At 71.6% G+C, this 14,885-nt stretch carries 10 protein-coding genes; 8 read left to right on the top strand and 2 right to left on the bottom strand.

Annotation, left to right across the window (positions count from 1 at the left end; all coding sequences use genetic code 11):
- Positions 1–93: 93 nt before the first annotated feature.
- The 5 genes from CRP49_RS02885 (at position 94) to hflX (ending at position 7,419) form a co-directional block, all read left to right on the top strand.
- Positions 94–606, top strand: coding sequence for a hypothetical protein (locus CRP49_RS02885; protein ID WP_097252020.1), 513 nt, complete (start codon positions 94–96; stop codon positions 604–606).
- Positions 607–721: 115 nt separating this feature from the next.
- Positions 722–1,615 (top strand): diaminopimelate epimerase, encoded by an 894-nt coding sequence (gene dapF / locus CRP49_RS02880; protein ID WP_097252019.1) that lies wholly within the window; start codon positions 722–724, stop codon positions 1,613–1,615.
- Positions 1,616–1,897: 282 nt separating this feature from the next.
- Positions 1,898–4,141 (top strand): bifunctional (p)ppGpp synthetase/guanosine-3',5'-bis(diphosphate) 3'-pyrophosphohydrolase, encoded by a 2,244-nt coding sequence (locus CRP49_RS02875; RefSeq protein WP_097252018.1) that lies wholly within the window; start codon positions 1,898–1,900, stop codon positions 4,139–4,141.
- 104 nt (positions 4,142–4,245) lie between these two features.
- The gene (locus CRP49_RS02870; RefSeq protein ID WP_097252017.1) at positions 4,246–5,784 is read left to right on the top strand and encodes a M1 family metallopeptidase; all 1,539 of its coding nucleotides are present in this window, start codon (positions 4,246–4,248) and stop codon (positions 5,782–5,784) included.
- A gap of 144 nt (positions 5,785–5,928) precedes the next feature.
- Positions 5,929–7,419, top strand: a complete 1,491-nt coding sequence (gene hflX / locus CRP49_RS02865) for a GTPase HflX (RefSeq protein WP_097252016.1) — start codon at positions 5,929–5,931, stop codon at positions 7,417–7,419.
- A gap of 64 nt (positions 7,420–7,483) precedes the next feature.
- On the opposite strand, the gene CRP49_RS02860 is transcribed toward hflX, so the two are convergent.
- Together CRP49_RS02860 and CRP49_RS02855 are read right to left on the bottom strand one after the other, a co-directional pair.
- The gene (locus CRP49_RS02860; RefSeq protein ID WP_097252015.1) at positions 7,484–8,683 is read right to left on the bottom strand and encodes a serine protease; all 1,200 of its coding nucleotides are present in this window, start codon (positions 8,681–8,683) and stop codon (positions 7,484–7,486) included.
- A 135-nt stretch (positions 8,684–8,818) separates the two neighbouring features.
- Complete coding sequence (locus CRP49_RS02855) at positions 8,819–10,051, bottom strand: serine protease (protein ID WP_097252014.1); 1,233 nt, start codon at positions 10,049–10,051, stop codon at positions 8,819–8,821.
- Between the two features lie 290 nt (positions 10,052–10,341).
- Between CRP49_RS02855 and CRP49_RS02850 the strand changes: the two genes are divergently transcribed.
- The 3 genes from CRP49_RS02850 to CRP49_RS02840 all read left to right on the top strand — a co-directional run bounded on the left by CRP49_RS02850 (position 10,342) and on the right by CRP49_RS02840 (position 14,797).
- Positions 10,342–11,814: a diaminobutyrate--2-oxoglutarate transaminase family protein gene (locus CRP49_RS02850; protein ID WP_179851480.1), complete on the top strand. Its 1,473-nt coding sequence runs from the start codon at positions 10,342–10,344 to the stop codon at positions 11,812–11,814.
- 274 nt (positions 11,815–12,088) lie between these two features.
- A complete protein-coding gene (locus CRP49_RS02845; RefSeq protein ID WP_097252012.1) occupies positions 12,089–14,035 on the top strand; it encodes an IucA/IucC family siderophore biosynthesis protein in 1,947 nt (648 codons plus the stop codon).
- A gap of 69 nt (positions 14,036–14,104) precedes the next feature.
- Positions 14,105–14,797 carry a GNAT family N-acetyltransferase gene (locus CRP49_RS02840; RefSeq protein ID WP_097252011.1) on the top strand — a complete coding sequence of 231 codons (693 nt, stop codon included), beginning with the start codon at positions 14,105–14,107 and terminating at the stop codon, positions 14,795–14,797.
- Positions 14,798–14,885 lie beyond the last annotated feature (88 nt).

The raw sequence follows: 14,885 nt of genomic DNA, 5'->3' as shown, positions 1-14,885 counted from the left end.
GGGATGCGCCGCCGGTCATCGGGGCCTGCGGTGCCGTGCCATCATCGTGCTTCGATCGACCAAGTGGAGTCCTAGTTGGGAGGGCGCGTGGCGATGGAGGCCGGCCCTCGCGACACCGCACAGAGTGCCGAGCACGTCACCACCGACGGTGACGCGCCGGACCAGCGCGAGGACCGTCTGAGCGAGCTGACCGACGACGGGCCCGACGAGACACCGGGCGGCGTGACCGCCGACGGGCCGGCGCCCGAGGAGATGTACGCGAGCGGTCCCGAGGTCGAGGTCGAGTTGCGCCCGCAGCGGCGGCTGCGCATCTGGCAGCTCGCACCCATCGTGGCCCTGGCCGCGGGCGGCTCCCTGATGTTCGCCTTCCCGCTCGCCTTCGACTTCGGCGACAGCGGCGCGGTGATCGCCATGCTCGGCCTGCTGATCTGCTCCTGCGCCGCAGGCTGGGGCATGATGGCCGCCCGCCGAGTGGGCTACACCTGGCCGGGCCTGCCGGCCCGGGGTTCGGGCCGCCGCCCGGACTGGCGGGTGGTGCTCGGGTACGTGCTGCTGGTGGCGGTCGTGGTCGTCCTTGCAGTCTGGCGAGTGGCAAGGCTCCGCTAGAGCGCCCCTTCAGGGGCGCGGGGAACTGCGCGACCAGCCACAGGCGGCACGCACTGTCCCACTGGCCCGCACCGCCCCTCGGCCCCCCAGCGCAGCCCTCCCGTACGATCGAGGAATGAGCACGCGGATCGCCTTCCTCAAAGGTCATGGCACCGAGAACGACTTCGTGATCGTCCCGGACCCCGAGAACACCCTCGACCTCACGCCGGAGGCCGTCGCCGCCCTGTGCGACCGCCGCGCCGGCATCGGCGGCGACGGGGTGCTGCACGTCGTACGGTCCGCCGCGCACCCGGAGGCCCGGGAGATGGCCGCCGAGGCGGAGTGGTTCATGGACTACCGCAACGGCGACGGCTCGATCGCGGAGATGTGCGGCAACGGCACCCGTGTGTTCGCCCGCTACCTCCAGCACGCCGGACATGTGACCGAAGGCGACCTCGCGATCGCCACGCGCGCGGGCGTGAAGAGCGTGCACATCGCCAAGACTGTGCCCAATAGCGGCTCCGCCGCGGGTGACGTCACCATCGGCATGGGCAGCGCCCGTCTCCCCGAAGGGGACGTCACGGTGAGCGTCGGCGAGCGCAGCTGGCCCGCGCGCAACGTGAACATGGGCAACCCGCACGCCGTCGCCTTCGTCGAGGACCTCGCGCACGCCGGCACCCTGTACTCCCCGCCGCCCGTCAGCCCGGCCGCCGCCTACCCGGACGGGGTCAACGTCGAGTTCGTCGTCGACCGCGGCCCCCGCCACGTCGCGATGCGGGTGCACGAGCGCGGCTCCGGCGAGACCCGCTCCTGCGGCACGGGCGCGTGCGCGGTCGCCGTGGCCGCCGCCCGGCGCGACGGCGCCGACCCGGCCGTCACCGGCACGCCGGCGACGTACACCGTGGACGTGCCCGGCGGGCGCCTGATCATCACCGAACGACCGGACGGCGAGATCGAGATGACCGGACCCGCCGTGATCGTCGCCGAGGGCGAGATCGACTCCGAGTGGCTGGAAAACGCGCTCCGCTGACCTGGGAAAACCGAGCAAAGAGCGGCTCCGGGCGCCGGGTTCAGCGCTTTCCGGCGGCCGGGACCGTTCGAAACCGCGGCCGAGTGCAGGGCAGGTGGCGCAAACTCTAAACCTCCTCCGCGTCGCTCGAATGGGTGATCCGTTTCACGCTCGGCGAGAGGCGGTCAGTCGCACGTGGTGGGCTCGGTAGCATCAAGCACCGGCACGGACGGGGGAACGTCGCCATCCCTGAGCCGCGCATGCCCTGGGCTCCGTCCGCCGGTCGACGAGCCGGAGGTGCCCATGAGTGCGGAGGCCACGAACCCTGCGACCCCTGGCCCGGTAGCGCCCCCGGCGCCCGCAGTGGCCCGCAGGAAGTCCCGGGCCCGGATCGACCTGCGCAGGCTCGGCCGGGCCGCGCTGCTCGGCCCCGCCGCGCGCGGCAGGCTGCCCGACGCGATCAGCCACGTCGTCGAGGCGCATCGCGCCCACCACCCCGACGCGGACCTCGAACCCCTGCGCCGCGCCTACGTCCTGGCCGAGTCCTCGCACCGCGGCCAGATGCGCAAGAGCGGCGAGCCGTACATCACGCACCCGTTGGCGGTGACCCTGATCCTCGCCGAACTCGGCGCCGAGACCACCACCTTGACGGCCTCTCTGCTCCACGACACCGTCGAGGACACCGATGTGACGCTGGACCAGGTTCGGGAACAGTTCGGCGAGGAGGTGCGTTATCTGGTCGACGGCGTCACGAAGCTGGAGAAGGTCGACTACGGGGCGGCCGCCGAGCCCGAGACCTTCCGCAAGATGCTCGTCGCCACGGGCAGCGACGTGCGCGTGATGTCGATCAAACTCGCCGACCGCCTGCACAACATGCGCACCCTCGGCGTGATGCGCCCCGAGAAACAGGCGCGGATCGCCAAGGTCACCCGCGACGTCCTCATCCCGCTCGCCGAACGCCTCGGCGTGCAGGCCCTGAAGACCGAACTGGAAGACCTCGTCTTCGCCATCCTCCACCCCGAGGAGTACGAACACACCCGGGAACTCATCGCCGGGAACGCGGCCCGCCCCGACGACCCCCTCGCGGAGATCGCCGACGAGGTCCGCGGGGTGCTGCGCGAGGCCGACATCCCGGCCGAAGTCCTCATCCGCCCCCGCCACTTCGTCTCCGTCCACCGCGTGTCCCGCAAGCGCGGAGAACTGCGCGGCGCCGACTTCGGCCGCCTCCTGGTGCTCGTGAACGAGGACGCGGACTGTTACGGCGTCCTCGGCGAACTGCATACCTGTATGACGCCGGTCGTCTCGGAGTTCAAGGACTTCATCGCCGTACCGAAGTTCAACCTCTACCAGTCCCTGCACACCGCGGTCGCCCGCGCGGACGGCCAGGTCGCCGAAGTCCTCATCCGCACCCACCAGATGCACAAGGTCGCCGAGGCCGGCGTGGTCGCCCTCGGCAACCCGTACGCGCCCGGCGCCGAGGACCCGGCCGACGGCGAGCGCGCCGACCCCACCCGTCCCGGCTGGCTCTCCCGCCTCCTCGACTGGCAGCGGGCCGCGCCCGACCCGGACACCTTCTGGTCCACCCTGCGCGAGGACCTCGCCCAGGACCGCGAGATCACCGTCTTCCGGCCCGACGGCGGCACCACCCTGGGCCTGCCCGAGGGCGCGACCTGCGTGGACGCCGCCTACGCGCAGTACGGCGAGGACGCCCACGCCTGCATCGGCGCCCGCGTCAACGGCCGCCTCGCGACCCTCAGCACGGTCCTGAGGGACGGCGACACGGTCCAGCTCCTCATGGGCCAGGATCCGGCCTCCGAGCCCTCCCGCGAGTGGCTGGAGCACGCCCACACCCCTGCCGCCCGCATCGCCATCCAGCGGTGGCTGGCCACGCATCCGGCCGGGGGCGGGGAGAGCGGGACCGAAGGGGCGGACGGGACCACCGCGGACGCGGCGAGCGGTGTGGAGGGCCAGACCGCCAGAGCCGGCGGGAGCACCGCGGGCACGGGAAGTGGCGCGGCCACCCGGTCCACCAGGACCGCCGGGACCCACGGGACCGATGGTGCCCCCGCCGTCCGCCCGCGCGGCGCCGACGTCCTGGTGGACCGTCCCGGAGCCGTGCCCCGCGCCGCCGTACGCCTCGCCGGATGCTGCACGCCCGTACCGCCCGACGAGATCACCGGCTTCGCCGTACGCGGGGGAGTGGTGACCGTGCACCGCGTGGGGTGCGCGGCGGTGGCGCACATGAAGAGCCGGGGGCGCGAGGAGATCGGCGTGCGCTGGGGGGACACCACCGCATGCCGGGTCACCCTGGTCGCTGAATCGTTCGGCCGCCCCCATCTGCTCGCCGACCTGACCGAGGCGATCGCCCTGCAGGGCGCCGAGATCGTCTCCGCGACCGTGGAACCGCCCAGCCAGCAGCGGGTGCGCCACACCTACACCCTCGAGCTGCCGGACGCGGCCCACCTCCCGGCCCTGATGCGCGCGATGCGCGACGTGCCCGGGGTGTACGACGTGAGCCGGGCCCAGCACCAGGCGCCGGCCCCCTGAGCAGACGCCGGGCTTCCTGAAAAAGGCGGCCCGGACCAACCCGTTCGGGTGGGCCGGGCGCGCGTCGCCGCCGTGGAGCACGCGCGCGCTGGTAGCGGTGTTGCATGCCGCTCACCTCTCGCCCGCGCGTGAAACACCGGCCCCTCCGCCGCCGGAGGGCGGCCCTGCTCGCCGCCGCCGTCTCCGTCTGCCTCCTGGCCGCCGGCGCACCCGCCAAGCCCCTGGGCATCGGCGACCGCCTCTACCCGTACCTGGGCAACCCCGGATACGACGTGGCGTCGTACGACCTGTCCTTCACCTACCCCGGCACCAACGACAAGCCGCTGCAGGCCGTCACCACCATCGACGCCTGGACGACCAGCCGCCTGGACCGCGTCAACCTCGACTTCGCGCACGGCAAGGTCGAGTCCGTCGAGGTCGACGGCCACCCCGCCGGCTTCACCAGCGCGGGCGAGGACCTGGTCGTCACACCGGACAGCCCCCTGCACAAGGGACGCTGGACCCGGATCACCGTCAAGCACACCAGTGATCCCGTCACCGGCAAGGACGAGGACGGCGGCTGGGTGCGCACCTCCGACGGCCTCGCCATGGCCAACCAGGCCGACGCCGCCCACCTGGTCTTCCCGTGCAACGACCACCCGTCCGACAAGGCCATGTTCACCTTCCACGTCACCGCCCCGAACGCCTACACCGCCGTGGCCAACGGCGTACCGGCCGGAGCGGACCGGGTCGGCGGCTCCACCACCTGGACCTACCGCACCCAGCACCCCATGGCCACCGAACTCGCCCAGGTGTCCATCGGCCGCTCCGCCGTCGCGCACCGCGAGGGACCGCACGGACTGCCCCTCCGGGACGTCGTGCCCAGCGCCGACCGCAAGGACCTCGAACCCTGGCTCGCGAAGACGCCCGACCAGATCGCCTGGATGGAGAGCAAGGTCGGCAAGTTCCCGTTCGAGACGTACGGCGTGCTCATGGCACAGGCCTCCACCGGGTTCGAGCTGGAGACGCAGACCCTCTCGCTCTTCGAGAAGAACCTGTTCACCGAGACCGCCTACCCCAAGTGGTACCTCGAGTCGATCATGGTGCACGAGCTGTCCCACCAGTGGTTCGGCGACAGCGTCAGCCCCCGCACCTGGTCCGACGTCTGGCTGAACGAGGGGCACGCCACCTGGTACGAGGCCCTCTACGCGGAGGAGAAGGCGCACAAGCCCCTGGAGGACCGGATGAAGGCCGCCTACAGCGCCTCCGACCGCTGGCGCGACTCCGGCGGCCCGCCCGCCCGGCCCAAGCCGCCCGCGCCCGGCCAGAAGATCGGCATCTTCCGTCCCAACGTCTACGACGGTGCCGCGCTGGCGCTGTACGCCCTGCGCCAGAAGATCGGCGTGCGGGCCTTCGAGCGCCTGGAGAAGACGTGGGTCAAGCAGTACCGGGACTCCAGCGCCTCCACCGCCGACTTCGTCCGCCTCGCCTCGACCGTCGCCGGCCGTGACCTGAGCGGCTTCCTCCAGGACTGGCTGTACGGCGAGAAGACCCCGCCGATGCCCGGCCACCCGGACTGGAAGACCGTGAAGCCGGCCAAGGACGCCACGGACACCAAGGACGCCAGGAACACCGGGAACACCAAGGGCCCGGCTCGGAAATAAGGCGGTGACGAGACGTGCCGTGCCGTGCGACCATTTTCAGGTCGGCTTCAGGTCGGCGCGGCACGCCGCACGGGAATCTCCGGGGGTGCTCGCGCGTTCTGACTATGACCGCCGAATCCGCATCCGCATCGACGTAAGGATCCAATGACCTCCTCTTCTTCCCCTTCCCAGGACACCAAGCGCCTCGCGCACGACTATCCCGAAGGTCTTCGGGCCGATGCCCTGATGGAAGAGGACGTCGCCTGGAGCCACGAGATCGACGGCGAGCGGGACGGCGACCAGTTCGACCGCTCCGAGCGCGCGGCCCTGCGCCGCGTGGCGGGCCTCTCCACCGAGCTGGAGGACGTCACCGAGGTCGAGTACCGACAGCTCCGCCTGGAGCGGGTCGTGCTCGTCGGGGTGTGGACCACGGGCACCGCGCAGGACGCGGACAACTCCCTCGCGGAGCTGGCCGCCCTCGCGGAGACTGCGGGCGCGCTCGTGCTCGACGGCGTGATCCAGCGCCGCGACAAGCCCGACGCGGCCACCTACATCGGCTCCGGCAAGGCGCTGGAGCTGCGCGACATCGTCATCGAAACGGGCGCGGACACCGTCATCTGCGACGGTGAGCTGAGCCCGGGCCAGCTGATCCAGCTGGAGGACGTCGTCAAGGTCAAGGTCATCGACCGTACGGCCCTGATCCTGGACATCTTCGCCCAGCACGCCAAGTCCCGAGAGGGCAAGGCGCAGGTCGCGCTCGCGCAGATGCAGTACATGCTGCCGAGGCTCCGAGGCTGGGGTCAGTCGCTGTCCCGCCAGATGGGTGGCGGTCGCGGTGGCCTCGCCACCCGTGGCCCCGGTGAGACCAAGATCGAGACGGACCGGCGACGGATCCGCGAGAAGATGGCGAAGATGCGCCGGGAGATCGCGGAGATGAAGACCGGCCGCGAGATCAAGCGCCAGGAACGCCGGCGCCACAAGGTGCCGTCCGTCGCCATCGCGGGCTACACCAACGCCGGCAAGTCCTCCCTGCTCAACCGCCTCACGGGCGCGGGCGTCCTGGTCGAGAACGCCCTGTTCGCGACCCTGGACCCGACCGTCCGCCGCGCCGAGACCCCGAGCGGCCGCCTGTACACCCTGGCCGACACCGTGGGCTTCGTCCGGCACCTGCCGCACCACCTGGTCGAGGCGTTCCGCTCCACCATGGAGGAGGTCGGAGACTCCGACCTGATCCTGCACGTGGTCGACGGCTCGCACCCGGTGCCGGAGGAGCAGCTCGCCGCCGTGCGTGAGGTGATCCGGGACGTCGGCGCCACCGACGTGCCCGAGATCGTCGTGATCAACAAGGCCGACGCGGCCGACCCGCTGGTGCTCCAGCGGCTGCTGCGGAACGAGAAGCGCTCCATCGCGGTCTCGGCCCGCACCGGCCGGGGCATCGAGGAGCTGCTCGCGCTGATCGACCGCGATCTGCCGCGGCCGTCCGTCGAGATCGAGGCGCTCGTGCCGTACACGCACGGCAAGCTCGTCGCCCGTGCCCACACCGAGGGCGAGGTGATCTCCGAGGAGCACACCGCGGAGGGCACCCTGCTCAAGGTCCGGGTGCACGAGGAACTCGCCGCGGACCTCGCGCCGTACGTCCCGGCGCAGCTCACCTGAGCCGCCTGGAACAGCCCGAAGGCCCGCCCCTTTCGCGAGGGGCGGGCCTTCGGTTTTCCGCGGGTCACCGACCGCCGTACGTCTTGCTCATGTTCTGGTAGAGCGCCTGCGCCTCCCGGCCCAGCTGCGGGCCGGCCAGCCAGGTGTTGTTCGTCGGGCCGATCGACGTGTTCGAGACCAGCTCCGTCTTGCCGTTCACCACGCGGAACCAGCCGCCGCCGGAGGAGCCGCCGGTCATCGTGCAGCCGATCCGGTACATCGTCGGCAGCGACGAGCTGAGCGACAGCCGGCCGGGCCGGTCGAGGCACTTGAACATCTTCAGCCCGTTGAACGGCGGCGCCGCCGGGTAGCCCCAGGCGCCCATGGTCGCCACCTCGGTCGCGGACGGCGCCGAGAAGTCGACGTCGAGGGCCGCCCCGACCGTCTCCTCCAGCGACTTCGCCCCGGACTCGGGCTTCACATGCAGCACCGCGTAGTCGTACGCCGCCCCCGCACCGCCCGTCTCCGAGCCGCCCTGGATCCACTCGTTCGAGGTCGAGGCCCAGTCCGCCCACCAGGTGCCGTAAGGGGCGACCTCCGAGGTCGTCGCGTTCGCCAGCTCCGACTCCGGCTTGCCGAGGTCGTTGTACGACGGCACGAAGGCGATGTTGCGGTACCAGCCGCCGTTCTTGCCGGCGTGCACACAGTGGCCCGCCGTCCACACCAGGTTGGACTTGCCCGGGTGGTTGACGTCCTTGATCACCGTGCCGGAGCAGACCATCGCACCCTCGGGCGAGTCGAAGAAGACCTTGCCCACGGGGGCCGCGTTCCGGTGGTACGGCGTCTTCTCCGCCACGGCCCGCACCGGCTGCGGCTCCGGATCGCTGACTCCCTGGTCGGCGGCGGCGTCCTTGGTGGACAGCGTCTTGTTGGCCTCCTTGGCGGACTTCATCCGCTCCGGCTTCCACAGGCCCTGGATCACCGGGTTGACGAAGTCCTTGGCCTCACTGAGCCACTTGTCCTTGTCCCAGTCCTTCCAGCCACCGTTCTGCCACTTGTCGACATCGATGCCGTGCTCCTTGAGCTTGCCGGCGATGTCGTCAGGGATGTGGATCTTGCCGCCGTCGTCGGTGGCCTGGGCAGCGCCGGCGCCGGCCTGGCCGCTCGCCTTGTTGTCGTCGGAGCCGTTGCAGCCCGTGGCGGTGAGCGCCAGGGCGGCGACGAGGCCGGTCGCGGCGAGGACGGTACGGCGACGGCCCACCGAGGACCTTCGTGCGGAACGCATGAGTGCGTAACCCCCCGTTGAAGCATGTGATGACATCCCACTATGCCCGTGGGATTGGGGACGGACGGCGGCGAGACGGTGAAGGTTCCTGTGAGAGGCCTCGCCGCCGCCCATGCCCGGGCTGTGCCCGCGGGCCTACTGCCCCGCGAACTTCTTGCTGACCGAGTCGTACACGCCCTTGGCCACCTCACCCAGCCGGGGACCCGCCAGCCAACCCGAAGTCACCGGGCCGATGGACGTGTTGGACACGAGCGCCGGCTTGCCGTCCGCGCCCGTCTCCACCCAGCCGCCGCCGGAGGAGCCGCCGGTCATTGTGCAGCCGATGCGGTACATCGTCGGGTCCGACTTGTTGATCGACAGCCGGCCCGGCTTGTCCTGGCACTGGTATGCCAGCCGACCGTCGTACGGAGCCGCCGCCGGGTAGCCGGTCGCCGTGATGCTGCTGACCTTCGGCACGGCCGGGGCGTTGAAGTTCACCGGAAGCGCTCCGCCGACCGTCTCCTCCAGCGACTTGCCGGCATTGCCCTGCTCCGGCGTCACATGGATCACGGAGAAGTCGTAGGAGGCACCGTTGCCGCCGGTCTCACCGCCCTGGTCGATCCACTGCTGGGACGTCTTCGCCGCATCGGCCCACCAGACGCCGTACGGCGCGACCTGCTCCCGGGTGGCGTTCTGCAGCTGGTCGGCCGACTTGCCCGCGTTGTTGTACGACGGCACGAAGGCGATGTTGCGGTACCAGCCGCCGTTCTTGCCGGCGTGCACGCAGTGGCCCGCCGTCCAGATGAGGTTGGACTTGCCCGGGTGCGCCGGGTCCTCGACGACCGTCGCCGAGCAGACCATGGTGCCCTCGGGGGAGTCGAAGAACACCTTGCCCGACGTGGCCGCGTTGGTGTGGTACGGCGGCCTGACCGCCTGTGCCTTCACCGGCGCCGGCGTCGGGTCCGTCACACCCTGGTCACCGGAGATGTCGTTGTCGTCGACACCCTTGTCCGGGTCGTTGGCGCCCCGCATCCGGTCCGGGTCCCACAGGCCCTTGATGATCGGGTTGATGAAGTCGTTGGCCTCGCGCAGCCAGTCGTCCTTGTTCCAGTTCTTCCAGGCGCCGTTCTTCCACTTGTCGATGTCGATCCCGTGCTTCTTGAGCTTGTCCTTGATGTCGTCCGGGATCTGGATCTTTCCGTCGCCGGCCCCGTTCGCCGTCGCACTGACGGTCGGCTTGCCGTCGGCGTGGTCGTCACCGTCGCCGTTGCAGGCGGTGGCGGTCAGCGCCAGCGCCGAAGCGAGGGCGACCGTCGCCAGCACGGGGGAGGTTCTGCGGGACACGCCCCTCCCTCGGCGAACGGTGAACGACGGCCGTATGGATCGCATGCTCTTGACTCCCCCTGCTGTAAAGGAACTCGGCGCTTCGGCCCCGACACCGGCCAGGAACTCATGGGGAGTTCATGCCGGTCTCACGGCCCTCTGGGAACGGGACCACACACTATGCGCTCGCTGTGGGGGACTTCCGACGGAAGCGCAACAGTTCCGTCACGGCAAGGATCTTGAGGCAACCCGTAACCCGCAGGCCGGTGAGCTGTTGGTAGCGGTGGGGATCCTGCTGCCTGTGCCCGGTCCCCGTGGATCAACTCGCCTCTGGACAGCGGGGAGGACAGCGAGCTGTGGCCGTGACCGAGTCGGTGGCTGAAGGCGCTCACGGGGGAGCGCGTGCCGTGCACGAGGGGATCCTCAGGCGCCAGTCGGCGCGTGAATCCGCGGCGCGCACCTACGCACGGGCCCTGCCCATCGTGCCCGTGCGGGCCCGGGGGCTGACCATCGAGGGCGCCGATGGCCGCCGCTACCTGGACTGCCTCTCCGGCGCCGGAACCCTCGCCCTCGGCCACAACCACCCGGTCGTGCTGGAAGCCATCCGCCGCGTCCTCGAATCCGGCGCCCCGCTCTCCGTCCTCGACCTGGCGACCCCCGTCAAGGACGCCTTCATCACCGAGCTGTTCCGCACCCTGCCGCCCGGGATCGCCGACCGCGCCCGCGTCCAGTTCTGCGGACCGGCCGGCACCGACGCGGTCGAGGCCGCCTTCAAACTGGTCCGGGCCGCAACCGGGCGCACCGGCATGCTCGCCTTCACCGGCGCCTACCACGGCATGACGTCCGGCGCCCTGGCCGCCTCCGGCGGCGCAGGCGATGTACGGGTCGCCCGCCTGCCGTACCCGCAGGACTACCGCTGCCCGTTCGGTGTCGGCGGCCCGACCGGCGCCGAACTCGCCGCCCGCTGGACCGAGTCCCTCCTCGACGACCCCAAGTCGGGCGTGCCTCTGCCTGCCGGGATGATCCTCGAACCCGTCCAGGGCGAGGGCGGGGTGATCCCGGCACCGGACGACTGGCTGCGCCGCATCCGGCAGATCACGGCCGACCGGTCCGTCCCGCTGATCGCCGACGAGATCCAGACCGGTGTCGGCCGGACCGGCTCCTTCTGGGGCGTCGGGCACAGCGGTGTCACGCCCGACGTCATGGTCCTGTCCAAGGCCATCGGCGGCAGCCTCCCGCTGGCCGTGGTCGTCTACCGCGACGACCTCGACGTCTGGCAACCCGGCGCCCACGCGGGCACCTTCCGCGGCAACCAGCTCGCCATGGCCGCCGGCACCGCCACCCTGGCCCACGTCCGGGAGAACGGCCTCGCCGAGCGAGCCGCCGCCCTCGGCACCCGGATGCTGTCCCAACTGCGGCAACTCCAGTCGGAGTTCCCCTGCGTGGGCGACGTCCGCGGCCGCGGCCTGATGATCGGGGTCGAGCTGGTGGACCCCGAGGGCGACGGGACCGGACCGGGCCAGAGCCCCTCCGCCGACGACCACCGCGGGGCACTGAGCGGACTGGAACCCACCCGCACGCCTCGCCCCGCCGACCCCGAACTCGCCCAGGCCGTCCAGCGGGAGTGCCTCCACCGCGGCCTCATCGTGGAGCTGGGCGGCCGCCACGACAGTGTCGTGCGGCTCCTTCCGCCGCTGACCATCAGCGACGAACAGGCGGCAGCCGTGCTGGACCGCCTGACCGACGCGGTGGCCGCGGCGGCCCGCCATCAGCAGGACCGCGGCCGCCGTCAGCGACAGCAGGACGGCCCTGCCCAGGGCACCGGCTAGAAACCGCACAGCGGAGGCCACACCGCCGAAGCCGGAGAGCCCACCGCGGCCTGCACCACACCCCCTCACCACCGCACCTCCGTCCAGCCCGTCCCGTCCCGCACCGTCATCCCCTCACCACCCGACAGACACCCCGACCACGCCCGCACGCCCCGCCCCACACGGCCCCGTCAGCGCTACCAGTCGCCCCCACCGACCACGGCACGACGACCGAGCGGACCCGACCGAACGAGAACCACCCCGCACCACCCCAGATCAGCCCCGAGGAGCCGTCTTGAACGCCACCCCCACACCCGACGGCTGGTCCGGCAGCCCCGACGACCAGGGGGACTCCGGCGCCCAGCCCACTCCCGTGCCACTCGCCGAGTCGGTTCCCCCGCAGAAGCGGCGCACCCCGGACGCCACGCGGGCAGGAGAGCCCGGCGCCGATCCGCTGGACGATCCCGACCCCCGCACCGCAGCCCAGGCCGCCGCCGTGGAGAGCCTCCTGCGCTGCTGGGTACGGGAGACGAACCTCGCCGCCCCCGCCACCAACACCCTGCGCATCCCGCTGCCCGCCAGCGGCACCGCCCTGACGGCACCGATCCGCCACTGGTCCCCGACGGGCTGGCACCGCTTCGGACCACCCCGTCTCGCCGGCGCTCCCGAAACGGCCCCATCCATCGACGCGGTCACCCTCGCGGCCCTGCTCGTCAGGGAGACACCCGGGGACAGGGAGGGCAGCAGCACCTCGAAGCCCACGGCCGCCGACGAGGGCGCCGACCTGGTCGCCAGGGTGGCCGACTCGCTGCGCCGCACCGCGGTCTTCGTCCGCGACCGCCGCGCACGCCCGGCGGACGGCCCCGACCTGTTCCTCAGCGCCGAGCAGGCCCTTCTCCTCGGACACCCCCTGCACCCGACCCCGAAGAGCCGGGAGGGCCTGACCGAGGCCGAAGCCCGGCTGTACTCACCGGAACTGCGCGGCTCCTTCCCCCTGCACTGGATGGCTGTCGCCCCCTCTCTGCTCGCGACCGACTCGGCCTGGACCGAGCGCGGCCGACCCGTCCCCGCCGACCACCTCGCGCAACGACTCGCCGGGACCGCCCTGCCCCTGCCCGACGGCTACTCCGTCCTCCCCCTGCACCCCTGGCAGGCACGTGAGATCCGGCACCGTGAGCCGGTCGCCGCCCTGCTCGACTCCGGCGCCCTGCGCGACCTCGGTCCGCTCGGCTCTCCCTGGCACCCCACCTCCTCCGTACGCACCGTCCACCGGTCCGGCGCCCCCGCGATGCTCAAGCTGTCACTGGGTCTGCGCATCACCAACTCCCGGCGCGAGAACCTGCGCAAGGAACTCCACCGCGGAGTCGAAGTGCACCGGCTGCTGCGCAGCGGCCTGTCCAAGCAGTGGCAGGCCGTGCACCCCGGCTTCGACATCGTCCGCGACCCGGCCTGGCTTGCCGTCGACGACCCGGACGGCCGCCCAGTGCCCGGCCTCGACGTCGTGATCAGGCACAACCCGTTCGCCCCGGCCGACGACGTCAGTTGCGTCGCCGGTCTCGTCTCGCCCCGGCCCCTCGCCGAACCCGGCACCGACGCCGCGCCGACGCACGGCGCCTGGCCCCAACGGTCCCGCCTGGCCCAGCTCGTCGCACGGCTGTCCGCACGCACCGGCCGGCCCGTCGGAGCCGTGGCCGCGGAGTGGTTCCTGCGCTACCTCGAGCAGGTCGTCCGGCCCGTGCTGTGGCTGGACAGTGAGGCCGGCATCGCCCTAGAGGCCCACCAGCAGAACACGCTGCTCCTGCTCGACCGCCACGGCTGGCCCGCCGGCGGCCGCTACCGCGACAACCAGGGCTACTACTTCCGCGAGTCCCGGCGAGCCGACCTCGATGCCCGGCTGCCCGGCATCGGCGAGCGCAGCGACACGTTCGTCTCCGACGAGGTCACCGACGAACGCTTCGCGTACTACCTCGCCATCAACAACGTGCTCGGTCTGATCGGCGCGCTCGGCTCCCAGCGCCTCGCCGACGAGCGACTGCTCCTCGCGGCGTTCCGCCGCTTCCTCACCGACGTCGCCTCGGGCCCCGTCGCCCCGCGCTCCGCGCTGCCCGGCCTCCTGCTCGACTCACCCGTGCTGCGCTGCAAGGCCAACCTGCTGACCAGGCTGCACGGCCTCGACGAACTCGTCGGCCCGGTCGACACCCAGTCCGTCTACGTCACCATCGCCAACCCCCTTCACTCCTGAACGAACCGCACTGTCTTCCGTCATCTCCGAGGACCATGACTCCCTTCGTCTCCTGAGAGGAGCGCAACCGTGCCTCCCACCGACGCGAGCACCGGCACCCCCTTCGGGGACGGCGAGGACACGCTGGACCTGCGCCTGCCCGAAGAGTTCGTCGCCCAGTTCGCCGGGGCGCGCCTCGCCGAGGCCCTGGACGACCTGCTCGACCATGTCTCCACCTGGGGGCCGATCCCCACCCCCGTGGGCAGGTTCCAGCTGGTGCCGGTACGCGTCGAGCACGACCTGCCGCTCATCAAGCGCTGGATGAACGACCCCGTCGTCGCCCCGTTCTGGGAGCTGGCCGGGCCCCACAACGAGACGGAGAGCCATCTGCGCGCCCAACTCGACGGGGACGGACGCAGCACGCCCTGTCTGGGAGTGCTGGACGGCACGCCCATGAGCTACTGGGAGATCTACCGGGCGGACCTGGATCCACTGGCCCGCCACTACCCGGCCCGTCCGCACGACACCGGGCTCCACCTCCTCATCGGCGGCGCCGCCGACCGAGGGCGCGGACTGGGATCCGCCCTGCTCAGATCCGTAGCCGATCTGGTCCTCGACCGCCGCCCCGCCTGCGCTCGTGTCATCGCGGAGCCCGATCTTCGCAACACCCCCTCCGTGGCCGCCTTCCTGAGCGCCGGCTTTCGGTACGCGGCCGAGGTCGACCTGCCCGGTAAGCGGGCCGCCCTCATGATCCGGGACCGAGTCCTGCGCGGTCTGATGTAACGCGATGTGACGACGCGTTCACATGTTGTACGTCCGGTGGGCTCTGGACGTTCCCGCTCGACGGAACGAATTTCGGAGCCCCGTCCCC

Source organism: Streptomyces sp. Ag109_G2-15 (assembly GCF_900215565.1).
Taxonomy (GTDB): Bacteria; Actinomycetota; Actinomycetes; order Streptomycetales; family Streptomycetaceae; genus Streptomyces; species Streptomyces diastatochromogenes.
The sequence above is the reverse complement of the archived record's forward strand: the minus strand, read 5'-3'. Positions and strand labels throughout refer to the sequence as shown.

Excerpts from the sequence above, each read along its gene's own strand:
- CRP49_RS02875 (WP_097252018.1), top strand. The coding sequence starts at position 1,898 with ATGAGTGCGGAGGCCACGAACCCTGCGACCCCTGGCCCGGTAGCGCCC.
- CRP49_RS02860 (WP_097252015.1), bottom strand. The coding sequence starts at position 8,683 with ATGCGTTCCGCACGAAGGTCCTCGGTGGGCCGTCGCCGTACCGTCCTC.
- hflX (WP_097252016.1), top strand. The coding sequence starts at position 5,929 with ATGACCTCCTCTTCTTCCCCTTCCCAGGACACCAAGCGCCTCGCGCAC.
- CRP49_RS02870 (WP_097252017.1), top strand. The coding sequence starts at position 4,246 with ATGCCGCTCACCTCTCGCCCGCGCGTGAAACACCGGCCCCTCCGCCGC.
- CRP49_RS02885 (WP_097252020.1), top strand. The coding sequence starts at position 94 with ATGGAGGCCGGCCCTCGCGACACCGCACAGAGTGCCGAGCACGTCACC.
- CRP49_RS02855 (WP_097252014.1), bottom strand. The coding sequence starts at position 10,051 with ATGCGATCCATACGGCCGTCGTTCACCGTTCGCCGAGGGAGGGGCGTG.
- dapF (WP_097252019.1), top strand. The coding sequence starts at position 722 with ATGAGCACGCGGATCGCCTTCCTCAAAGGTCATGGCACCGAGAACGAC.